Origin of the sequence: Archangium gephyra (assembly GCF_049060025.1) — a bacterium.
In the GTDB taxonomy this organism is placed as follows: domain Bacteria; phylum Myxococcota; class Myxococcia; order Myxococcales; family Myxococcaceae; genus Archangium; species Archangium gephyra_A.
Genome location: NZ_JBMEQQ010000002.1, coordinates 7,844,754 through 7,866,443, shown reverse-complemented (window position 1 = coordinate 7,866,443; position 21,690 = coordinate 7,844,754). Strand labels below are relative to the sequence as shown.

20 protein-coding genes and 1 pseudogene are annotated in these 21,690 nt (G+C 70.9%); 9 read left to right on the top strand and 12 right to left on the bottom strand.

The genetic code is table 11. The features are described from left to right. Window positions 1-74 precede the first annotated feature (74 nt). Genes ACN28I_RS34475 through ACN28I_RS34460 form a run of 4 tightly spaced genes read left to right on the top strand, consistent with a single transcriptional unit; the run spans window position 75 to window position 1,477 of the window. Window positions 75-476, top strand: coding sequence for a sensor histidine kinase (locus tag ACN28I_RS34475; protein ID WP_420948772.1), 402 nt, complete (start codon window positions 75-77; stop codon window positions 474-476). After that, a complete protein-coding gene (locus tag ACN28I_RS34470) occupies window positions 473-847 on the top strand; it encodes a response regulator transcription factor (RefSeq protein WP_420948771.1) in 375 nt (124 codons plus the stop codon). The genes ACN28I_RS34475 and ACN28I_RS34470 overlap by 4 nt, the downstream gene beginning before the upstream one ends. A gap of 12 nt (window positions 848-859) precedes the next feature. Beyond that, window positions 860-1,102, top strand: coding sequence for a peroxidase (locus ACN28I_RS34465; RefSeq protein ID WP_420946151.1), 243 nt, complete (start codon window positions 860-862; stop codon window positions 1,100-1,102). A 30-nt stretch (window positions 1,103-1,132) separates the two neighbouring features. Beyond that, window positions 1,133-1,477 carry a carboxymuconolactone decarboxylase family protein gene (locus ACN28I_RS34460; RefSeq protein ID WP_420946150.1) on the top strand — a complete coding sequence of 115 codons (345 nt, stop codon included), beginning with the start codon at window positions 1,133-1,135 and terminating at the stop codon, window positions 1,475-1,477. Here ACN28I_RS34460 and ACN28I_RS34455 read toward each other — a convergent pair. From ACN28I_RS34455 to ACN28I_RS34410, 10 genes are all read right to left on the bottom strand, one after another. Then, window positions 1,474-2,538 (bottom strand): protein-glutamate methylesterase/protein-glutamine glutaminase, encoded by a 1,065-nt coding sequence (locus tag ACN28I_RS34455; RefSeq protein ID WP_420946149.1) that lies wholly within the window; start codon window positions 2,536-2,538, stop codon window positions 1,474-1,476. The genes ACN28I_RS34460 and ACN28I_RS34455 overlap by 4 nt on opposite strands. 3 nt (window positions 2,539-2,541) lie before the next feature. Further along, the gene (locus ACN28I_RS34450; RefSeq protein ID WP_420946148.1) at window positions 2,542-3,444 is read right to left on the bottom strand and encodes a CheR family methyltransferase; all 903 of its coding nucleotides are present in this window, start codon (window positions 3,442-3,444) and stop codon (window positions 2,542-2,544) included. Then, a complete protein-coding gene (locus tag ACN28I_RS34445) occupies window positions 3,444-3,944 on the bottom strand; it encodes a chemotaxis protein CheW (RefSeq protein WP_420946147.1) in 501 nt (166 codons plus the stop codon). The genes ACN28I_RS34450 and ACN28I_RS34445 overlap by 1 nt, the downstream gene beginning before the upstream one ends. Window positions 3,945-3,953: 9 nt before the next feature. Further along, on the bottom strand, window positions 3,954-5,648 hold the full coding sequence (locus ACN28I_RS34440; RefSeq protein ID WP_420946146.1) for a HAMP domain-containing methyl-accepting chemotaxis protein: 1,695 nt from the start codon (window positions 5,646-5,648) through the stop codon (window positions 3,954-3,956). A gap of 25 nt (window positions 5,649-5,673) precedes the next feature. Beyond that, window positions 5,674-7,326, bottom strand: coding sequence for a chemotaxis protein CheA (locus ACN28I_RS34435; protein ID WP_420946145.1), 1,653 nt, complete (start codon window positions 7,324-7,326; stop codon window positions 5,674-5,676). A 268-nt stretch (window positions 7,327-7,594) separates the two neighbouring features. Then, window positions 7,595-8,176, bottom strand: coding sequence for a chemotaxis protein CheW (locus ACN28I_RS34430; RefSeq protein ID WP_420946144.1), 582 nt, complete (start codon window positions 8,174-8,176; stop codon window positions 7,595-7,597). Window positions 8,177-8,185: 9 nt separating this feature from the next. Beyond that, the gene (locus ACN28I_RS34425; protein ID WP_420946143.1) at window positions 8,186-9,892 is read right to left on the bottom strand and encodes a methyl-accepting chemotaxis protein; all 1,707 of its coding nucleotides are present in this window, start codon (window positions 9,890-9,892) and stop codon (window positions 8,186-8,188) included. Between the two features lie 116 nt (window positions 9,893-10,008). Continuing rightward, window positions 10,009-11,388 carry a sigma-54-dependent transcriptional regulator gene (locus ACN28I_RS34420; protein WP_420946142.1) on the bottom strand — a complete coding sequence of 460 codons (1,380 nt, stop codon included), beginning with the start codon at window positions 11,386-11,388 and terminating at the stop codon, window positions 10,009-10,011. Further along, the gene (locus ACN28I_RS34415; RefSeq protein ID WP_420946141.1) at window positions 11,360-12,541 is read right to left on the bottom strand and encodes a two-component system sensor histidine kinase NtrB; all 1,182 of its coding nucleotides are present in this window, start codon (window positions 12,539-12,541) and stop codon (window positions 11,360-11,362) included. Before ACN28I_RS34415 ends, ACN28I_RS34420 begins: the two co-directional genes overlap by 29 nt. A 216-nt stretch (window positions 12,542-12,757) precedes the next feature. Then, complete coding sequence (locus tag ACN28I_RS34410) at window positions 12,758-14,239, bottom strand: potassium/proton antiporter (RefSeq protein ID WP_420946140.1); 1,482 nt, start codon at window positions 14,237-14,239, stop codon at window positions 12,758-12,760. A 24-nt stretch (window positions 14,240-14,263) separates the two neighbouring features. On the opposite strand from ACN28I_RS34410, the pseudogene ACN28I_RS34405 reads away from it, so the two are divergent. From ACN28I_RS34405 to ACN28I_RS34395, 3 genes and pseudogenes are all read left to right on the top strand, one after another. Further along, window positions 14,264-15,157 (top strand): annotated as a pseudogene (locus ACN28I_RS34405) (patatin-like phospholipase family protein); the annotation flags it as partial. Between the two features lie 91 nt (window positions 15,158-15,248). Next, window positions 15,249-15,926: a hypothetical protein gene (locus tag ACN28I_RS34400; protein ID WP_420946139.1), complete on the top strand. Its 678-nt coding sequence runs from the start codon at window positions 15,249-15,251 to the stop codon at window positions 15,924-15,926. Between the two features lie 83 nt (window positions 15,927-16,009). Beyond that, the gene (locus tag ACN28I_RS34395; protein WP_420946138.1) at window positions 16,010-17,734 is read left to right on the top strand and encodes a GTPase; all 1,725 of its coding nucleotides are present in this window, start codon (window positions 16,010-16,012) and stop codon (window positions 17,732-17,734) included. Here ACN28I_RS34395 and ACN28I_RS34390 read toward each other — a convergent pair. Then, window positions 17,727-18,455: an SDR family NAD(P)-dependent oxidoreductase gene (locus ACN28I_RS34390; protein ID WP_420946137.1), complete on the bottom strand. Its 729-nt coding sequence runs from the start codon at window positions 18,453-18,455 to the stop codon at window positions 17,727-17,729. The two genes, ACN28I_RS34395 and ACN28I_RS34390, sit on opposite strands and share 8 nt — an antisense overlap. Between ACN28I_RS34390 and ACN28I_RS34385 the strand changes: the two genes are divergently transcribed. Further along, on the top strand, window positions 18,446-19,300 hold the full coding sequence (locus ACN28I_RS34385; RefSeq protein ID WP_420946136.1) for an acetoacetate decarboxylase family protein: 855 nt from the start codon (window positions 18,446-18,448) through the stop codon (window positions 19,298-19,300). The genes ACN28I_RS34390 and ACN28I_RS34385 overlap by 10 nt on opposite strands. Here ACN28I_RS34385 and ACN28I_RS34380 read toward each other — a convergent pair. Beyond that, window positions 19,297-20,064, bottom strand: coding sequence for a M23 family metallopeptidase (locus ACN28I_RS34380; protein WP_420946135.1), 768 nt, complete (start codon window positions 20,062-20,064; stop codon window positions 19,297-19,299). The genes ACN28I_RS34385 and ACN28I_RS34380 overlap by 4 nt on opposite strands. A gap of 186 nt (window positions 20,065-20,250) precedes the next feature. Between ACN28I_RS34380 and ACN28I_RS34375 the strand changes: the two genes are divergently transcribed. Then, window positions 20,251-21,672, top strand: a complete 1,422-nt coding sequence (locus tag ACN28I_RS34375; protein WP_420946134.1) for an amidohydrolase family protein — start codon at window positions 20,251-20,253, stop codon at window positions 21,670-21,672. The last annotated feature ends 18 nt before the right edge of the window (window positions 21,673-21,690 follow it).

The following is a 21,690-nucleotide window of genomic DNA, read 5'->3' as shown; positions in this document are numbered from 1 at the left end:
GCTGGAGCTGTCCGGGCTCGTCCAGGCCGTGGTGGCGAAATTCCGCGACGCTCCGGCGCCCGGACGCCAGCGCCATGGCTTCGAGCTTCTCCATCGGCCCGGGGCCCTGGCCCATCTTCGCGGACCGTCAACGCATGGAGCAGGTGCTCGACAACCTGCTCACCAACGCCGTCAGGTTCTCGCCGCGGGGAGGCACCATCCGCGTCACCCTCGCCCGCGTGGGAGACGTCCTGGAGCTGTCCGTCTCGGACCCGGGCATCGGCATTCCCGCCGCCGACCTCCCCTTCCTCACCCGGCGCTATTTCCGCGCGAGCAACGTCTCCCCCGAGAACTTCCCCGGACTCGGGCTCGGGCTGCCCCTGGTGAAGGACCTCGTCGAGGCGCACGGCGGCGGGCTCCGCATCCAGAGCGAGCAGGGACAGGGGACGACCGTCACCCTCTTCCTGCCGGAAGCCCTGGCGGAGGCGCCGGTATGAAGCGGCTGCTCGTCGTCGATGACGACCCGGACATCCTCGATTCCCTCACCATGCTGCTGGAGACCCGCTACGCCGTCACCCCCGCCGAGGACGGCACCCTCGCGCTGGAGCTCATGGGCCAGCAGTCGTTCGACGCGGTGGTGCTCGACCTGATGATGCCCGTGCTCGACGGCACACGGGTCCTCCAGGAGATGCGCCAGCGAGGCAACCCCACGCCCGTCATCCTCATTTCCGCGCACCGCGACCTCGAGAAGCAGGAGGTGCGGCACCAGCAACTGGGCGCCTTCGCCTCCCTGCGCAAGCCCTTCAGCATCCAGGAGTTGGAGAAGCGGCTCGAGGAGGCCCTGCACCCGGGAGCCGGTGCGCTTTGATATGATGGGGGCATGTTCCTCAAGGACGTCGAGACACACGAAGGCACGGGGCAGTACTCGGAGATGGTCCGGCGCGCCCGACAGAGCGGAGCAGCGCCCTCGGGCCTGTGGCACCTGTTCGCCTTCAAGCCTGAGATGACGGAGGCGCTGGCGCAGTTCACCCAGGCGGCGATGCGCGGCCCCTCGCCGCTGCCGCCCGGGATGCGCGAGCTGATCGCCGCCTTCACCTCGCGGCGCAACCAGTGTGTGTTTTGAACGAACTCCCACGCCGCGGTCGCGGCGCGAATGCTGGGCGATGAGCAGAAGGTCCAGGCCGTCCTGGAGGACCTCGAAGCGGCCCCCATCCCGGAGGCCGAGCGGGTGCTGTTCCGTTTCCTGGAGAAGGTGAATCGCGAGCCGGAGCACATCCGGCAGGAGGACGTGGAGGCCGTGAAGGCGGCGGGCTGGACGGACGAGGCCGTCTACGACGCCATCACCGTCTGCGCGCTCTTCAACTTCTACAACCGGTGGGCGGATGCCACGGGTGTGCGCGAGCACCCCGTCGAGGTCTACGAGCGCGGCGCCGAGCGGCTCGCCAAGGGGGGCTATGCCGCGCCTCCCGCGGCCGGAGGGGAGAAGAAGACGCCTTAGTGCGCGCGGACGCGGCGGGTCCGGCGCAGCACGGCGTTGGTCATGGCCGAGAGGGGGACGACCTCGTCCACCGCGCCGCGCTGGATGGCCGCTCGCGGCATGCCGAACACCACGCAGCTCGCCTCGTCCTGGGCGAGCGTCTCCGCGCCGGCCTGCCTCATCGCCAGCAGCCCTTCCGCGCCGTCCTCGCCCATCCCCGTCAACAACACCCCCACCGCGTTCTCCCCCACCGAGCGCGCCACCGACTGGAACAGCACGTCCACGCTCGGCTTGTGCCCCGACACGCGGCCTCCGTCCATCAGCTCCACCTGGTAGTGGCCGCCGGTGCGCCTCACCCGCAGGTGCCGGTTGCCCGGTGCGATGAGCGCCCGGCCCTGCAGCACCCGGTCTCCCTGCTCCGCCTCCTTCACCTCGATGCGGCACAACTGGTGCAACCGCTTCGCGAAGGCCGAGGTGAACTGCTCCGGCATGTGCTGCACGATGACGATTCCCGGGCAGTCCGGTGGCATCGGCTCCAGCAGTTGCCGCAGCGCCTCGGTGCCTCCCGTGGAAGCGCCCACCGCCACCACCTTGTCCGTCGTCACCGTGAGCATCGAGGACGCCGGACGCTCCGGTGGCTCCACCTCTTCCCGCACCGCGGGCCCCCGCCGCGCCAGCCGGGCCCGCGCCGCGTTGCGCAGCGCCGTCACCAGCCGCGCCCGGGACTCGCGCAGGAAGTCCCCCACCCCGAGCTGGGGCTTGGCGATGATCTCCAACGCGCCCTCCTGCAGCGCGCGCACCGCCGTCTCCGAGCCCGGCCCCGCCAGCCCCGAGCACACCACCACCGGCACCGGCTCCGCCTCCCGCATCAGCTCGCGCAGGAACGTCAGCCCGTCCATGCGCGGCATCTCCAAATCCAACAGGATGACGTCCGGCCGGTGGCTCTTCATCTTCTGCCGGGCGATGAGCGGATCCGACGCCGCCTCCACCACCATGCCCGGCACGTTCTCCAGGAGCAGGAGCACGCCCTGGCGCACCACCGCCGAATCATCCACCACCAGCACGCGTAGCACCGGAGCCATGACTCACCCTCGCCGGGTGGCCCCCCCAACCGGGAGCCGCGGCGCATAGACGGTGGGCATCACCGTGCGCACGCCCCACCCGGGGCCCGTGAGGCTCTCGGAGTGGCCGAGGAACAGCAGCCCGTGCGGCGACAGGTGGCTCAGCAGCCGCTCCACCGCCCGCGCCTTCGAGGCCGCGTCGAAGTAGATGAGCACGTTGCGGCAGAAGACGAGATCGAAGCGCCCCACCAGCCCCTGGCCGTCATTCAGGTTCACCCGCTGGAAGCGCACCAGCGAGCGCAGCTCCGGGCCCGCCTTCATCTTCCCTTCCTGGCTGCCCACCCCGCGCAGCATGTACGCCCGGAGGTAGTGCTTCGGAATCTCCTCCGACTTGTCCACCGGCCAGAGCGCCTGGCGCGCCCGCTCCAGCACGCGCGTGGAGAGGTCCGTCGCCAGGATCTGGATGTCCCAGCCCTCCTCCTCCGGCAGGTGGTGGCGCAGCACCATGGCCAGGGAGAAAGGCTCCTCGCCCGACGAGCACCCCGCGCTCCACACCCGCACCCGGCGCCCCTCGCCCAGGCCCGTGTCCCCGCGCGCCCGCCACCGCAGCAGCACCTCGCGCTCCAGCAGCTCGAAGTGCCGGGGCTCCCGGAAGAAGTGCGTCTCGTGCGTGCAGAGCGCGTCCAGCAGCCGCACCCGCTCTGCCTCGTCCTCCTCCGCCAGCCTCAGGTAGGCGCCGAACGAGAGCCCGCCCAGCTCGCGCAGCCGCCGCGACACCCGCCCCACCAGCAGCGCCTTCTTCGCCGGAGACAGCCAGATGCCCGCCTCGCGGTAGACGAGCCGCTGGTAGCCGGTGAACTCCCGCTCGGAGGGCGGCGCGGGCTCTCTCGGGAGCACGGGGGCTCCCTCATTCCGGTGGAGCCCCATCACGCCGCCGGGGCCCGCAGCGTGCTGGCCGCCAGGACCTCCTGGCTGTTGAGCACCTTGTCGATGTCCAGCATCAGGACGAACTTCTTGCCCGTGCCCAGCCGGCCCATGCCCAGCAGATAGTCCCCGTGGATGGGCGTGCCGAAGGACGGCGGCGGCACCACGGCGCCAGGCTCCAGCTCGATGACCTGGCCGATGGCATCCGACAGCAGCCCGAGCACGAGGCGCTCCTGGCCCAGCTTCACCTCCACCACCACGATGCAGCTCCACCGGGTGAGCGTGGACGGAGGCATGCCCAGCTTCACCGACAGGTCCACCACGGGCACCACACTGCCTCGCAGGTTGAACACCCCGCGCACCCACGCGGGGACTCCGGGAACGCGCGTGACGGTGTCGTACTCGATGATCTCCTTCACCTGCAGGATGCCGAGCGCGTACTCCTCCCCGGCGATGATGAAGCTGAGGTACTGCGAGGAAGCGGAGGGGGACTGTGTGCTCATGACCGTGACCTAGAAGCGCTTGAACTCGCGGTCCTCATCCGGGAGCGCGGCGGAAATGGGGACGCGGGGAGCCGGGGCCACGGGACCGAGCGCGTTCGCCGCGGCCTTCAGCCCATTCGCCACGGAGGGAGCCCGCCCGGCGGCGTGCCCACCGGAAGGAGACGAGGACATCGGACGCCAGGAGCGCTCGGAGCCCTCCTCCAGATGGAAGAAGGACACGAGCTGGCTGAGTGCCTCCGCCTGGGAGGACATCTCCACCGCCGTGGACGCCAGCTCCTCGGAGGCCGAGGCGTTGCGCTGCGTCACCTGTCCCACGTGCTGCATCGCCTTGTTCATCTGCGTGACGCCGCTGGCCTGTTCCGCCGACGCCGCCACCACCTCCTGCACCAGGTCCGCCGTCTTGCGGATGGAGGGCACCAGCTCCTCCAGCAACTCTCCCGAGCGCATCGCCACCTTCACGCTTCCCGTCGCCAGCCCCGAAATCTCCTTCGCCGCCGTCCGGCTCCGCTCCGCCAGCTTGCGCACCTCCGTGGCCACCACGGCGAACCCCTTGCCGTGCTCTCCCGCCCTCGCCGCCTCGATGGCCGCGTTCAGCGCCAGCAGGTTCGTCTGGTAGGCGATCTCCTCGATGATGGAGATCTTCTCCGCGATGGAGCCCATGGCCTCCACCGTCTCCTTCACCGCCCGGCCACCCTCCTCGGCGTCCTTGGCGCCCTGCATGGCCATCTGCTCCATCTGCCGGCCATGGTCGCGGTTCTGCCCGATGCTGGCCGTCATCTGCTCCAGGCTGGAGGTCGTCTCCTCCACGCTGCTGGCCTGCTCGCTGTTGCCCTGGGCCAGATTCTGCGAGGAGGCGGACACCTGGGAGGAGGCCGCGGCGAGCGCGTTGGCGCCCTCGCGCACCTCGCCGATGACCTGGGCGAGCTTCCGCGCCATGCGCTGCATGGACGTCAACAGCATCCCCACCTCGTCCTCGCGCCGCACGTCGATGCGGACGGTGAGGTTTCCCTCGGCGATGCGGTCCGCCACCGCCACCGCCTCGTTCAGCGGCCGGGAGAGGGAGCGGGAGAGGACGAAGCCGATGACCACGAAGAAGAGGCTGGCGAGCACACACATGGCGAGGATGGACCGCTGCATCGCCTCGTGGGCGGCCTCCGAGCGCGCGGTGGCCTCATTGGCGAACCTGGCGTTGAAGGCCACCAGCTCATCCAGCTTGACCGAGAGGGCCTCGAAGCCCTGCTGCGTGCGGTCGCGGGCGGCGGCCAGGAGCGCCTCCTGGCCGTCCTTCTCCCGCCTGAGCGCGAGGACCTTCTCGTGCTCCGCGAGGTAGTCCTTCCAACGCGCCCGGATGTCCTCGAACAGGCGGCGATCGTCATCCCGCAGGATGGTCGGCGCGTACAGCTCCAGGTTGCGCTCGACCTTCTCCTGCTCGGCGCGCAGCCGCTGCTCGAGCCCGGTCATCCGCGCGGTGTCCGTCGAGAAGACGAGCTGCTGCCCGGCGATGTGGAAGTCCGAGATGTTGCTGTTCGCGTCCGAGATGTGGCGGATGCCGGGCAACCAGCTCCTGGTCACCTCCTGGCCCGCGAGACGGATCTGCTCCATGTACCCGAGGGCCACCGTGCCCATCGCGCCAGCGTTGAGGCACAGCAAGAGCACGGAGACGAGCAGCTTGGAGGCGAGCTTCAGGTTGTTGAACCAGGTCATGGTCGCTCGGTGAGGCGGAGAGGAGTCAGGCGGCGACGGCGGGAGGGGCGGCCTTGAGGGCCTGTTGGAGGAGCGCGGGCACATCGAGGATGAGGGCCACGCGGCCATCTCCCAGCAGGGTGGAGCCGGCCAGCCCGGGCAGCCCCTGGCACGGCTTGCCCAGGGGTTTGATGACCGTCTGGCCCTGGCCGAGCAGCGTGTCCACGGCGATGCCCGCCCGTCCCCGGCCGTGGCCGATGACGACGATGCTCTCGCGCGCCGGCGGCTCTCCCCCGAGCGAGAAGTGCTCGCGCAGGCGCAGGTAGGGCAGCGGCTCGCCCCGCAGGTTGAAGACGCCGGTGCGCCCGGGGCGGCGCTCGCCGGGCGGCAGCTCCACGCACTCCACCACGTGCTCCAGCGGAATCACGTACGTCTCCTCGCCCGTCCCCACCGAGAAGCCCTCGATGATGGAGAGGGTGAGCGGCAGCCGCAGGCTGAACGTGGTTCCCTTGCCGGGCGCCGTGTCCACGGAGATGGTGCCGCGCAGCAGCTCCACGTTGCGCTTCACCACGTCCATGCCCACGCCCCGTCCCGACAGCTCCGTGACGCGCTCGGCCGTGGAGAAGCCCGGCTCGAAGATGAGGCGGAAGAGCGCGTCGTCCTCCGGCACCTCGTCCGGCCCCAGCAGCCCGCGCTCCCGCGCCCGCGCCAGGATGCGCGCCCGGTCCAGCCCGGCGCCATCCTCGGCCACCTGGATGATGATGCTGCCGGCCTCATGGTAGGCGCGCAGCGCGAGCAGGCCGGTGGGCGGCTTGCCCAGCGCCTCGCGCACCTCGGGCGTCTCCATCCCGTGGTCCATCGCGTTGCGCACCAGGTGGGTGAGCGGGTCGCGGATGAGCTCGGTGACGGTGGTGTCCACCTCCACCTCCTGGCCGCTCACCTCCAGCCGCACCCGCTTGCCGGTGGCCAGGCACAGGTCCCTCACCGTGCGCGTGAAGGGCTGGAAGGTGCGGCCAATGGGCACCATCCGCACCTTCATCACCAGCTCCTGCAGGTCCAGGTACAGCCCGTCCGCCTCGCGGTGCGCCTCCAGCAGTTGCGCGGGCGTGTAGCGGTGCGCCTGGGCCAGCATGGTGGTGAGCCGCCCGCGCGCGATGGCGATCTCCCCGGTGAGATCCAACATCCGGTCCAGCCGGTCCAACCCCACGCGCAGCGTGCGCTCCCGGGTGGGAGACGGCCCGGCATGTTCGGCGGACGCCTCGGGCCCGTGCCACTCCGCGCCCCCCGGCGCCGAGGCGGAGGGGACGGGCCGCGAGGCGGCGACCGTGGAGGCCAGCAGGCTGTGCACGTCCGTGGCGGGCAGGCGCAGGTCGGGCTCGGCCACGGGCCGCAGGCCCACCAGCTCACGCAGCGCGTCCACCGACTGCAGCAGCAGCGTGCCCAGCCCCGAGTGCAACACCAGCACTCCGGCCTCCAGCCGGGTGAGCAGCTCCTCCAGCGTGTGGGCCAGCTCCACCGCCGCGGAGTAACCCATGACGGCCGTGCCGCCCTTCAGGGTGTGAACGGTGCGAAAGACCGCTCGCAAGCTCTCCGGTCCAGGAGACGCCTCCAGCGCCAACAGCTCCTGCTCCAGGCTGACGAGCTGCTCTTCCGTCTCGGTGAGGAAGACGGCGTGAACCTTCTCCAACTCGGGATTCATCTGCCCGCGTCAACAGCAAACCCCAAGCCAGTGTTCAGCCCGTGACAACTCCCCGGAATTGCATCCCGGCTCGCAGGGCGGGCCCGCCCTATCCAACATCCAGATTCCGGATTCCAGACTCTGGACGGAAGGCCCCCTTCCTCGTGCCGCTCTCACGCGGAGCAAGCGAAGGAGCGACTGCCAGGGAACCTTCTCGCCGGGGACGAGGGGCCGCGAGCCGGTGAGCCCCCGCCTGGTGAGCGGCGAGGACTCGTGAGGCGGGCCGGTCTCACACCGGGGGGCCGGGACGCTCCCCGGCCTCCGGCTCGGAAGCCTCCGGAGGCGCCGCCGGGACCTCTTCGGCCAGGGGGGCCTCCACGGGGGCCCGCAGCACACTGGCCGAGAGGACTTCCTGGCTGCTGAGCACATGGTCGATGTCCAGCAGCAGGACGAACTTCTTGCCCGTGCCCAGCCGGCCCATGCCCAGCAGGTAGTCCACGTGGATGGGCGTGCCGAAGGACGGCGGCGGCATCACCGCCTCGGGCTCCAGCTCGATGACCTGGCCGATGGCATCCGACAGCAGCCCGAGCACGAGGCGCTCCTGGCCCAGCTTCACCTCCACCACCACGATGCAGCTCCACCGGGTGAGCGTGGACGGGGGCATGCCCAGCTTCACCGACAGGTCCACCACGGGCACCACGCTGCCGCGCAGGTTGAACACCCCGCGCACCCACGCGGGCGTTCCGGGAACACGCGTGACGGTGTCGTACTCGATGATCTCCTTCACCTGCAGGATGCCGAGCGCGTACTCCTCCCCGGCGATGATGAAGCTGAGGTACTGCGAGGAAGCGGCGGAAGTCTGTTCATTCATCGCGAGTACCTAGAAGCGCTTGAACTCGCGGTCCTCGTCCGGGAGCGCGGCCGGAGGGGAGGCACGGGGAGCCGGAGGAGCCACGGGGCCGAGCGCGTTCGCCGCGGCCTTCAGCCCGTGCGCCGCCGAGGGCGCCCGCCCCACGGAGTGGCCACCGGAGTGACCACGGGAAGGAGACGGGGACATCGGGCGCCAGGAGCGCTCGGAGCTCTCCGCCAGATGGAAGAAGGACACGAGCTGGCTGAGCGCCTCTGCCTGGGAGGACAGCTCTTCCGCCGTGGACGCCAGCTCCTCGGAGGCCGAGGCGTTGCGCTGCGTCACGTGGTCCACGTGCTGCATCGCCTTGTTCATCTGCGTGACGCCGCTGGTCTGCTCCGCCGACGCCGCCACCACCTCCTGCACCAGGTCCGCCGTCTTGCGGATGGAGGGCACCAGTTCCTCCAGCAACTGTCCCGAGCGCGTCGCCACCTTCACGCTTCCCGTCGCCAGCCCCGAAATCTCCTTCGCCGCCGTCCGGCTCCGCTCCGCCAGCTTGCGCACCTCCGTGGCCACCACCGCGAACCCCTTGCCGTGCTCTCCCGCCCTCGCCGCCTCGATGGCCGCGTTCAGCGCCAGCAGGTTCGTCTGGTAGGCGATCTCCTCGATGATGGAGATCTTCTCGGCGATGGAGCCCATGGCCTCCACCGTCTCCTTCACCGCCCGGCCGCCCTCCTCCGCGTCCCTGGCGCCCTGCACGGCCATCTGCTCCATCTGCCGGCCATGGTCGCGGTTCTGCCCGATGCTGGCCGTCATCTGCTCCAGGCTGGAGGTCGTCTCCTCCACACTGCTGGCCTGCTCACTGGTGCCCTGTGACAGGCTCTGCGAGGAGGACGACACCTGAGCGGAGGCCGAGGCGAGCGCACTGGCACCCTCGCGCACCTCGCCGATGATCTGCGCGAGCTTCTGCACCATGCGCTGCAGGGCCGTCAGCAACCGGCCCGTCTCGTCCTGCCCTCCCGAGGAGATGCGAACGGTGAGGTCCCCTTCGGCGATGCGGTCCGCCACCACCACCGCGTCGTTCAGCGGCCGGGAGATGATCCGGGCGATGAAGATGCTGAGCAGCAAGCCGAACAGCAGGCTGCCTCCCATGGCTCCGAGGATCCACCCCCGCGCGAGCGCATACGTGGCATCCGAATGGTCCGAGGCCTTCCTCGAGGCCTTCTGGATGACGGCCACCAACTCCTCGAGCCTGTCGTTGGCGGCCACGTAGACGGGCCTCGCGCTCGCGTAGTGGAGGTCGCGGGCCGCCTCCTGCTGGCCCGAGCGGGAGAGCGCGATGATCTTCTCGTGCTCTTGCAGGTAGCTCTTCCAGTCCCGGGAAAACGCATCGAACAGGCGCCGTTCCTCCTCGAGGGAGATGATGGGCTCGTACCGCGCGAGGCCCTGCTCGATCGTCTTCTCCAGCTCCCGCATCTCCCGCTCGTATTGGGCCATCTGCGTGGCATCCGTCGAGAGGACGTGCTGCAGCTCGGCGATGAGGAGGTCCGACGTGTCGGTGTTCACGTCCGAGACGTAGGCGAGACTCGGCATCCAATTGTCCGTCACGTCATCCGTCGCGACGTTCATCACCTCCATCTGGCTGATGGCGAAAACCCCCAGCATCAGCGTGAGGGCGCTCAGGCAGAGGAAGGCGACGAGCAGCTTGGAGGCAATCTTCAGGTCGTGGAACCAGGTCATGGGGCAGGGGCGTCAAGAGCAATTCCCACGCCACTGTTCATTTGAGGACAAATCCCCGGAATCACACCTGGAGTCCCCCGCCGCCCGGCCCCTATCCAGGACCCGGATTCTGGATTCTAGACTTTGGACGAGAGGCCCAGACTCTTGAGCTTCTGGTACAGCGAGCTGCGGGGAATGCCGAGCCGCCTGGCCGCTCGCTCCACGTGTCCGCTCTCGGCGGCGAGCACCCGCTCGATGTGGCGGCGCTCCACCTCCTGCAGGGTCAGGTCCAGCTCCGCGGCCTCGGACGCGGGAGCGCGGGGCTCCACGGGCGAGGGGGAGAGGGCGCGCGCCATGGCGTGGTTGAAGCGCAGGTCATCCGGGCGGAGGGCGCAGGTGGAGGAGAGGAGCGCGGCACGCTCCAGCACGTTGCGCAGCTCGCGCAGGTTGCCGGGCCAGGGGTAGGCGCGCAGGGCGGCCTCGGCCGAGGGCGTGAGGTCCAACCCGGGACGGCCCAGCTCGCGGGAGAGCCGCGCGAGCATGTCCCGGGCGATGACGGGGATGTCCTCGGGCCGCTCGCGCAGCGCGGGCAGGTGCAGCGGCAGGGTGCTGATGCGGAAGTACAGGTCGCTGCGGAAGCGCTGCGTGCGCACGGACTCGGCCAGGTCCTGGTGGGTGGCGGCGAGGAGGCGCACGTCCACCGAGCGGTCCTCCACCTCGCCCAGCCGGCGGAAGCGCTTCTCCTCCAGCACCTTGAGGAGCTTGGGCTGCACCAGCAGGTCCATGTCGCCAATCTCGTCGAGGAAGACGGTGCCGCGGTGGGCCACCTCCAGCAGGCCCTGCTTGCGGCTGACGGCGCTGGTGAAGGCGCCGCGCTCGTGGCCGAAGAGCTCCGTCTCGAGGAACTGGGGCAACAGCCCGGCGCAGTTGAGCTGGACGAGGGGGCCACCGCCGCGAGCCCCGTGCGTGTGCAGCCAGTGGGCGAGCACGCCCTTGCCGGTGCCCGTCTCGCCCTGGAGGAGGACGGGACTGTCGCTGTCCAGCACGCGGCGCGCGGTGGCCTCCAGCTCGCGGATGGCGCGGCTGCCGCCCAGGAAGGGGTTGAGCTCCTCGGTGCGGCTGGCGGCCAGGGCCTGCTGTTGCCGGCGCGTCTGCTGGGCCTCCAGCAGGCGCTCCACCATCACCCACAGGGTGGGCAGCTCCACCGGCTTGGGAAGGAAGTGCTCCGCGCCCTGCTTGATGACCTGGATGGCCGTTTCGATGGAGACGTGCGCGGTGAGCACCAGCACGGGGATGGAGGGGTCCACCGCCCGCATCTCCGGGAGCAGCTCGAGCGCGGTGCCATCCGTCAGCCGGTAGTCCAACAGCACCAGGTCCGGCCGGTAGCCCCGGAAGAGCTCGCGCGCCTCGCGGCAGCTCTGGGCCTCCACGACCTCCAGCCCGTGCGCCTCGAAGAAGTGGCGGATGCCGAAGCGGACCGCCGGCTCGTCATCGACTACCAGAATGCGCCGCTGCACTCGGCTTCCCCTCTGCTGGGAGATACACCCGGATCTCGGCGCCTCCCTCGGGCTGGTTGCCTACGGACACCGAGCCGTGATGCTCCTGAACGATACGTTGGACGATGGGCAGGCCCAGGCCCACCCCCCCGGGCCGCTGGGAGTAGAAGGGCTCGAAGACGCGCGGCAGGTGCCCGGGAACGAAGCCGGGCCCCTGGTCCAGCACCATGCACTCCACCCGGGTGCGCCCCTCGTCCACGAGCCGCCGGGCGGTGAGCCGCACGGTGGAGCCGCGTGGCGCGTGCTGCAGCGCGTTGGCGAGCAGGTTCTGGAACACCTGGACGAGCCGGGCCGGATCCATGGGGACGCGAGGCAGCTCCGGCTCCACCCACAGCTCCACCTCCACTTCGCGCTCGCGGGCGAGGGCGGCGGTGACGTCCACGGACTCGCCGAGCACGCTCGAGAGCGAGCAGGGATGAAGCTCGGTGCCCGGCCGCCGGCCGTAGGTGAGCAGCTCGTGCATCAGGTGGTGCAGGCGGGACACCTCGCGCCGGAGCGTGGAGAGGAAGGGGGCGTGCTCCCGCGAGCGGCCGAAGCGCGCCTCGAAGGCATCCAGGGTGGCGGAGATACCGAAGAGGGGGTTGCGGACCTCGTGGGCCACGCCGGCCACCAGCGAGCCCATGAGGGACAGGGTCTCGTTGCGGCGCAGCGCCTCCCGCGCCTCCTGAAGCTGGAGCTCGGTCTCGCGGCGGGTGGTGAGGTCGCGCGACATCCCGGAGAAGCCGCGCAGCCGGCCGTCCGCGTCGCGCAGCGCGGTGATGACGACGAGGGCGTAGAAGCGCGAGCCATCCCGCCGCACCCGCCAGCCCTCGTCGCGCACCCGGCCCTGCTCCTCGGCCTCGGCCAGCAGCCGCCGCGGCAGGCCCGCGGCGAGTTGCTCCTCGAGGAAGAACAGCGAGATGTGCCGGCCGAGGGCCTCCCCGGCGGGGTAGCCCGTGACGCGTTCGGCACCGGAATTCCAACTCGCCACGCGCCCATCCGGCCCGAGCATGCAGATGCCCACGTCCTCCACGCTCTCCACCAGGAGGCGGAAGCTCTCGTCACCGTCCGGGAGGGCCATGTCCGAGGGTGGGCAGGAGACCGGGCCCTCGGCTGACGCCTCATCGGGCGTCACGCGAGGGGGACTGCCCGAGGGGTCGGATGAATGAAGCGGCATGAATGGATGGGGCCCCTTGTATGAGGCGAAATCAACAGCGGATGTTTCAAGGGCCATTCCTCCGGGCATCCCACCCCTCCTCCCATCGTCCGCCTTGGGAGGGAGACCCGGGCAGGCCTCCATCGAGCACCCGTCTTGCCCTCCGGGAAGCGGAAGAAGCCGGCCCGAGCCGCTTCACTCGTCCATCTGCTGGCCGAGCAGGAGGTGGACTTCCGCCAGCTCCGCCGGTTTGCAGAAGATGTAGACGTGGTCGCCGGGCAGGAGCTGGGTGGCGCCCTTGGCGGGCACCAGCTCCTTGCCGCGCACGATGAGCGTCACCACGGCGGAGCCGGGCAGCGGCAGCTCGGCGATGGTGGCACCCGCCACGGCCGAGGCGGGGGCGATGTAGAAGGGCACCAACTCGCCGTCGAGGTGGTGCATGGACGTCAGCTCCAGCGAGGCCGGAGGCGGCGGCGGCGCGAGGGAGACGAGCCCCAGCCGGCGGGTGAGCCACGGCACCGTGGAGCCGGGGACGAGCGCGTTGACCACCACGATGAAGAACACCACATTGAAGATGGGAAAGGCGCCCGGTGCCTGGGCCAGCACGGGGAAGGTGGCGAGGATGATGGGCACCGCGCCGCGCAGACCCACCCAGCCCACGTAGAGGGTCTCGCGCCAGGGGAAGCGGAAGGGCAGCAGGCACAGGAACACCACCAGGGGCCGGGCGATGAAGGCCAGCACCAGGCCCATTCCGGCGCCCACCCAGGCCACCTCCGCCAGCTTCGAGGGAGAGACGAGCAGCCCGAGCATGAGGAACATGCACACCTGCGCCAGCCAGGCGAGGGCGTCGTGCACGCGCAGCAGACCGCTGCGGTAGGGCAAGGACACGTCGCCGATCAGCATGGCGGCGATGTACACGGCGAGGAAGCCGCTGCCGTAGAAGAGCGAGGGCACCCCGAAGGCCAGGAAGGCCAGCGCCAGGGTGAGCACGGGGTAGAGGCCACCGGCCGCCAGGTGCACGCGCTTGAGCAGGAGCCGGCCCGCGTACCCGAACCCCACGCCCATGGCCGCTCCCACCACCATCTGCACGGCCGCCTCCAGCAGGAGGCCCCAGCCCAGGGGCTCGCCGCTCAGGAGCATCCCGGTGACCGACATGGTGAGGATGACGGCCATGGGGTCGTTGAGGCCCGACTCCAGCTCCAGCGTCACGCCCACCCGGCGCTTGAGGTGCAGGCCGCTGCCACGCAGCACGGCGAAGACGGCCGCCGCGTCCGTGGAGGACACGATGGCCCCGAGCAACAGGGCCTGCTTCCACTCGAAGCCGAAGAGCCGCGCGGCCACCCCCGTGGCGGCCGCCGTGCCAATGACGCCCAGGGTGGCGAGCACCCCCGCGGGCTTGATGCCCTCGCGCACCGAGGCCAGCGGGGTGTTGAGGCCACCGTCGAAGAGGATGAACACCAGCGCCACGGTGCCGAGCCGGAAGGTGAAGCCGTAGTTCTCGAATGCGATGCCGCCAATCCCCTCCGAGCCGCCCAGGATGCCCAGGAAGATGAAGAGCAGGGCCACGGGGACGCCGAACCGTCCAGCGGCGCGGCTGAAGAGCGCGGCTCCGCCCATCAGCACGCCGAGCGCGGTCAGCAGGAAGGCCGTCGACGTGGGCTCATTGAGCTGCTGCATTCCCCGATGCCTCTAACATGAGCCATGCCGGGGAGGCACCCGTTCCCCGCGCAAGGGCCCGGAATACCCGGTGGCGGAAGCTCACCCGGGCCCACGACTGTGCACCGGCGCACGCATCCGCTTCGCGTTTGCCAACCCGGAACCTCCTGCTCTATTGATTGTCGAGGGCGCTGTGTGCGCCGGCAGCCCCCCGCCTCCCAGAAGGTGAAGTCCGGGAAGGTGAAGTGTCTCACCTGGCGCGATGGGGGCCACATGAGTCCGCAGCTCACCCGGAACGAGGGACGGGAAGGACTTCCGCGGGAGGTGGACGCGGGAGGGGGTGGAGCGGAGCGACCCCCCAGGAAACGGCCGCTGAGCCAGCGGCTCGGGCTCGCGCTCTCGGGTGGAGGCTCACGGGCCGCGGCCTTCCACCGGGGCATCGTCCAGGGCCTGCTGGAGGTGCCACTGCCGGAGGTGGACGTCATCTCCACGGTTTCCGGTGGCTCCCTCTTCGGAGCCGCGTGGATGGCGGCACGTGCCAGGGCCGGGGCGGGCGCGGACCTCGAGAAGACGGACAAGGACTTCCTCGAGAAGATGGGGAAGGAGCTGTGCAAGGGGTTCGTCGCACGCTCCTTGAGGCCCCTGGCGTTGTTGCGGTTGCCGCTGCCCCGCTACACGCGGACCAACGTCATCGCCGAAACGTTCGACCGCATCTTCTTCCAGGGCCTGACGCTGAAGGAGCTGCCGGAACTCCCCCGGCTGTGCATCAACACGACCGTCCTCAACCACGCCCAGGTGGGCAAGTTCTCCCGGGATGGGTTCCGGACCCCGGGCGTCAACGTGGACGGGGAGGGGTTGAACCGGGTGGCGAAGCTGCCGGATTTTTCCGTGGCGCTGGCGGCCGCGGCTTCGGCGGCCTTTCCCGTGGGCCTGCCGCCGCTGTTCCTCCGGCGGCGCGACCTGGGCGAGACGACCGCATTCTCCCGGGAAGCTCGAGGGCCACGAGACACTGGCCCTGTCGGATGGAGGCGTGCTGGAGAACCTGGGCGTCCAGACGCTCCTGGCGACGACGGGCACCTTCGGCACCTGCGACCTCATCATCAGCGACGCGGGCGCCCGGGAGCACTCCTGGAAGCCGGGGGAGGTTATCGAGCCCTTGAAGACCTTCGGCATGGCCGCGCTCAGCGCCGCGCACCTCGTGCGGGTCACCCTCACGATGAACAACAAGCAGAACCGCTCCATGCGCTCCCTGACCATGCGGGAGCTGGAGGCGAGCTGGCTGTGCGATCAGCTCCGGAATGGGAGCAGCGGCGACCCGGTCCGCACCGCGTTCCTGGAGGACAGGCCGGCGCTCCCCCGCCGCAAGCTGCTCTTCGTCCGCCTGGAGCAGGACCTCGACTCGCTGCTGTCCCAGATTTCCACCTGGCGGCTGACCGAGCTGTGGATGCGGAGCAACCCGGGCCAGCCGATGCCCGTCATCTCCCGCACGGGCTCGCGGAAGGATCCGAAGTCGGTCCGCGAGTTCCTCGAGAAGGCGAATGTCGACCTGCGAGAGGCCATCCGCATCCACGAGGCGCTGGGGCCGCAGCGGATTCAACAACTCCAGGACATTCCCACCCACTTCACCGCCCTGGCGCCCCGGGACGTGGAAGGGCTGGCGGAACACGCCCGCTGGCAGCTCCACGCGATGCGAGCCATCTATTGGTGAGGCCCACGGGGTAATGCCCACTGAAGGAAAGGTGCCGGCGATTTGGGCTGTGCACCGGCGCGCTCCCTGGGAGGCTGGGGCCCGTGAACGCCCCGCCTGACGCCCCGTCCGACACCCTGCCCGACCCCGACGCGCTCCAACCCCTGCTCTCCGCCGCGCTGGCCCTGCCGGCCCTGAAGCCCCACGCGGCGCGGCTCGAGCGGCTGCGCCAGGACTACGCGCGCGGCCTGGAGCGCAAGGACGCCCCCCTCACCGTGGCCCTGGTGGGTGCCACCGGCGCGGGCAAGTCCACCCTGCTCAATGCCCTCGCCGGCCAGGCGCTCGCGCGGGAAGGGGAAGACAGGCCCACCAGCACCGCCGCCACCGTCTTCGCCCCCGAGGGCACGGGCCTCGAGGACCTGGCCCAGGTGGGTGCCCGGGTGGTGCGCTACACGCCGGGCCCCCAGGGCATGTGGAGCGGCCAGGTGTTCATCGACACGCCGGACCTCAACAGCGTGGCCACCGTGCACCGCGAGGTGGCGCGCGCGGCCCTGGAGCGCGCGGACGTGGCGCTGGTGGTGATGCACCGGGGGAGCGTGGCCGAGGCCACCCAGGCCGAATTCCTCGCGGGTTTCGCCCAGCGCCGCTCGCTCGTGTTCCTCATCAACTTCGCGGACGAGCTGTCGGCCGACTCACGCGAGACCCTCAAGGCCCAGGCGCGCCGACTGGCCGCGGAGCAATTCGGACTGGCGCTGGAGTCGGTGCCCGTCTTCGCCATCAGCGGCCGGGCGGCGCAGCGGGGGCAGGACCCATCCGGCGAGTTCGGCGCCTTCCTCTTCCACCTCAAGTCCCTGGGCACGCAAGCGGTGGCCGAGCGGGTGCGGCGCTCCAATGCGCGGGGCGCGCTGGAGGAGCTGGCCTCGCGGGTGGAAGCGGCGCTGAAGGAGACGGAGGACACGCTGGCCCGGACGCGCGCCGCGCTGGAGTCGGGGCTGGCGCGCACCTCGGAAGGACTGAAGACGGACTTCGAGGCGCGGCTGGAGCTGGCGCAGGGCCACCTCGCCACGGAGGTGCGCAACCAGGCGGCGGGACGCTTCTGGGGCCCGGCGGCGTGGGGCATGCGGCTGTCCTACGTGGGGGCCGGGGGCCTGGGGGCGGCGACGCTGCTGGCGCGGCGCAGCCTGCCGGTGGGACTGGCGGTGGCGGCCACCTCCACCGTGCTGGACGCGGTGCGGGACAGGACGCGGGCCCGCGCGGCGGAGACGGCGGTGGTGGAGCCCTTCGAGAATGACCTCGCGGTGGAAGGAGCGGCGCGTGCCGCGCTGACGGAGGCCCGGAGCCTCGCGCACGCGAGCGGGCTGTCCCCGGAGTCCCTGGGGCTGCCGGACGTGGAGACGGTGCTGGCGGAGCTGAAGTCCGCGCGGGCGAGCGCCTGGCGCTACACCGTCACCACGGCGGTGGCGGAGACGGTGTCGCGCTGGTGGCGCCCGGCGCGCTGGCTGCTGCTGCCGCTCATCAACCTGCCCCTGCTGGCGCTGCTGGGGCACGTGGGCTACCGCGTGGTGCGCGCGTACGTCGAGGGCCCGCTGCTGGGCCTGGACTACTTCCTCAACGCGGGGGCGCTCTTCGCGCTGCTCGCGGGAGGCGGGGCGCTGCTGGCCTCGGCGAGCCTCGCGGGCACCACCCGGGGCGTGCGCCGCGCGGGCCTGGGCCACTTCCTCTCGCTGCTGGGCGCGCTCGGCGGCCGGTTGGGGGAAACAGTGCAGGACAGCCTGCGTCCCCCGCGCGACGCCGCCCGGTCCCTGCTCACCCTCATCCGACTCAAATAGCCGTCCAGCCTCCGTCGATGTCGAGCACCATTCCGTTGGCGTACGCGCACGTCGCCAGGAAGAAGGCCGCGTCGGCCATGTCGCCCACCGTGCCCGGACGCTTCATCGGAATGTTGTTGGAGAGCGCGGCCAGGAACCCGGGCACTCCCTCGGGCGGGACGCCCCAGTCGATGGCCGTGTCCCGCGTCAGCCCCGGCGACAGCACGTTCACCCGGATGCCCTTGGGGGCCAGCTCGACGGCGAGCGAGCGCCCCATGGCGTTGACCGCGCCGCACAGGCCCGCCCCGCCCGCGTAGTTCGCCAGGGCCGCGTGGCCGGCGATGCCCGAGCAGAACATGATGGAGCTGCCCGGCTTCATCTTCGGCACGGCGTAATGACAGGCGGAGAGCTGTCCGAAGAAGCGGCCCTCGAACAGCTCGCGCCAGGCCTGCGTGCGCACCTGCTCGACCGGGCCGAACACCGCCCCACCCGCGCACGTCACCAGGAGATCGAGGCTCTCCACGGAGTCGATGAGCCGCTGGACCTGGGACTCGTCGGCCACATCCGTCCGCACGGCGCGGGCACCGCGTCCGATCTGCGCCACCGCCGCATCGAGCCGCTCCTGGCGCCGCCCGGCGATCACCACGTGCGCGCCCTCCCGGGCGAAACGCTCGGCGATCGCGAAGCCGATGCCCGAAACTCCCCCCGTGATGATGGCTGTCTTTCCGTCCAATGCGCCCATGTGTTCCTCCAGGAGAACTGTTGCGAGCAGTGCAGGCATGGTGGCCGAACCGCGCCTCCCAGCCAGAATTTGTCTCGGAACCACCGGGGAGCCACCTAGGCTCGGGGGGACCATTGGAGGGGTCCACCCTGCACAACCAGCCTTCATCTTCTCCCCATGCAGCAGCCACCGGCTACCCGCCCGCGCCGTGGACGATGCGCGGACAGGTGTACATGTCCGTCTGGAGCGTGCCCGTCTACCGGTGCTCGGTGCGGGTGGACCCGGTGTTCGAGCCCGTCATCGCCGGAGGCCGGCTGTTCGTCACCGGGGCCTTCGTGACGTACGAGCCCGGCAGCACGCTGACGTATGGCGAGCTCGCCATGAACCTCGTCGTGAAGCAGCGGGGAGTCCGGCGCTACGGCGCCGTCACGCCGCTCATCTGGGTGGACAGCGAGCCGTCCCTGCGCGGCGGGCGCGCGCTGTGGAACCTGCCCAAGGAAATGGCCCGCTTCGAGCTGGACCGGACTCCTCCCGGCGGCGGCTTCACGGGCGCGGCCTGGGATGAGCGGGAGCGGCTCCTGGGGAAGGCCCGCTTCGAGCTCCTCCCCGGCCTGCCTCGCCGCGTCCGGCTCCCCTTCAGCCTCCCGGACCTCTATTTCAAGCAGGGCCAGGTGTGCGAGACGCGGGACTCCTTCTCCACCTCGCTGCGGCTGCTCGGGGGCGCCTGGTCCATTCCGGAGGACAGCCCCCTGGCGGCGCTCGGCCTCGCGGGACAGAAGCCGCTGCTGAGCTTCTGGATGAGGGACTTCGCGCTGACGCTCCCGGCGGCCACGCCCGTGGCGGACCGCCGGACGAGCGTGCGTTAGCGGGAGCCGCCCGCACCGTCCGAGGCGCTCGCCTCGGGCGTCCGCGGACGCTGGCGGGCGGACTCGGAGGCCGTGCGCGAGACCTTCTCCAGGATGGAGCGGGCCCCGGACGGGATACCACCGGCGGCCTGCTCGCCCTCACGCGCCACGTCGGTGGCGGGCGCGAGCGGCTCGTTGCCACGCGGATCGTTGGCGGCCATCACCGGCATGTCCTGGTTGTTGCCACACGCGGGCGCGGCGATGAGGGTGTCGCGCACCGGATCTCCATAACCGGAGATGAGGGCGGGAATGGAGGGGTTGTTCCACCCCGAGCCCACGGTGCGGGCCACCTTGAAGTGCAGGTGGGGGCCGCAGGACCAGCCGGTGTTGCCCGAGTAGCCGAGGAGCTGACCCTTGCGCACCCGCTCACCGGGCTTCACCACCACGGCGCTGAAGTGCAGGTACTGCGTCTCCACGCCACCGGAGTGGGCGACGACGACGTAGTTGGCGTACTGCGCCATCTTCGGGTCACACGCACCCTGGGTGCTGTCACCGCGAGCCAGGCGCACCTGGCCGTCCTCGGCGGCCACGACGGGCGTGCCGACGGGCATGCGGAAATCCCACGCATAGGTGTCGTTTTGCAGGTGGCTGCCCGTGTCGTGCCCCTGGCTGACCGGGAACACCCGGCCGCAAGCGAAGGGAACGCCAATCTCGGGGGCCACGGTATTGCGCGCGGGGGGGACGGCCGGAGCGGAAGCGAGAAGGAAGATCGTGGGCAGGATCATGGGTAGGCCGCGCGAAAACGGCGGGAGACCCTTCCACTATTCCAGATCATTTTCGCCCGTGCTGCTCGCCCGCTGGTCACGGGAACAAGCCAGCAGGCAGCCGTGTTGGCGGCGCCGCCCGGGCGACCCGGGCCAGGGGGAACACACGACATGCGCGGAGAGACACGACGGCCACGAGGGATGGTCATGGGCCTGGCGCTCTGGATGACGGGCTGCGGCATGACCCAGCCGTCCATGAAGGCGGAGGCCCCGGCGAAGGACATGGTGGCCTTCGTGGACGTGAACGTGGTGCCCATGGACTCCGAACGCCTGCTCGCCCACCAGACGGTGGTGGTGAAAGGGGAGCGGATTGTCGCGCTGGGCCCGGTGGACACCACGCCGGTGCCCGCGGGCGCGGCGCGGGTGGAGGGCCGGGGCCGCTACCTGATGCCGGGGCTCGCCGACATGCACCTTCACCTCGTACCGGGCACGGGCCAGCCGGAGGACCCCGCCGGACAGGTGCTCGCCCTGCTGCTGGCCAATGGCGTCACCACGGCGCGGGCACTGGGCGGCCCCAAGGACACCGCACTCGGGGTGAGGGACCGGGTGGCGCGCGGCGAGGTGCTCGGGCCCACGCTGCGCGTCGCCGCGCCGTCGATGCACGGCAAGTCCGTGCAGGGCCCGGAGCAGGCGCGTCAGCGGGTGCGCGAGTACAAGGCGGCGGGTTACGACGGGCTGAAGACGCACGGATTCCTCGGCCGCGAGACGTACGACGCGATGATGGCCGAGGCGCGCGCACAGGGGCTGCCGGTGAGCGGCCACGTGACGCCGGACGTGGGCCTCTTCCACGCGCTGGAGTCGGGACAGCAGATAGAGCACCTGGATGGATACCTGAACGAGCTGCTGCCGGAGGACGACGCCGCGCGCGCGGAAGTGGGCCAGGTGGAGCTGGGCGAGCCGCTGGAGCGGATGGACCCGGCGCGCATCCCCGCGCTGGCGGAGGCCACGAAGAAGGCGGGCGTGTGGAGCTCGCCCACGCTGGCGCTCTTCGAGACGGTGACGAGCCCCGAGGGCGTGGAGGCCCTGCGTGCGCGTCCGGAGCTGCGCTACGCGAAGCAGGCGTCCGTGGAGGCGTGGACGCAGATGGTGTCCAAGGACCCGCAGATGACGCAGGTGCCGGCCGGGCGCAAGCGCAGGTTCGCCGAGCTGCGGCGGCAGGTGACGCGCGGGCTGTACACGGCGGGAGCGAAGCTGATGGTGGGCTCGGACTCGCCGCAGCTCTTCATGGTGGCGGGCTTCGCGGTGCACCGGGAGATGGAGGCGCTGGCGGAGGCGGGGATTGCGCCGTACGGCGTGCTGGAGGCGGCCACGCGCAACGCGGCGGAGTACCTGGGCGAGGCGGGCACCTGGGGCACGGTGGCCGAGGGCCGGCGCGCGGACCTGTTGCTGCTGGAGGCCAACCCGCTCCAGGACGTGAAGCACACGCGCGAGCTCGCCGGGGTGATGGTGCGCGGACAGTGGCTGCCGAGGAGCGAGCTGGACGAGCTGTTGGAGCGCACGGCCGTGGTGGCCAACGCGCCGCCGCCGGTGAAGAAGAGCGTGGCCACCGCCGCGTCCGGGGCTCCATGATGGGGTGAACGGGAGGAC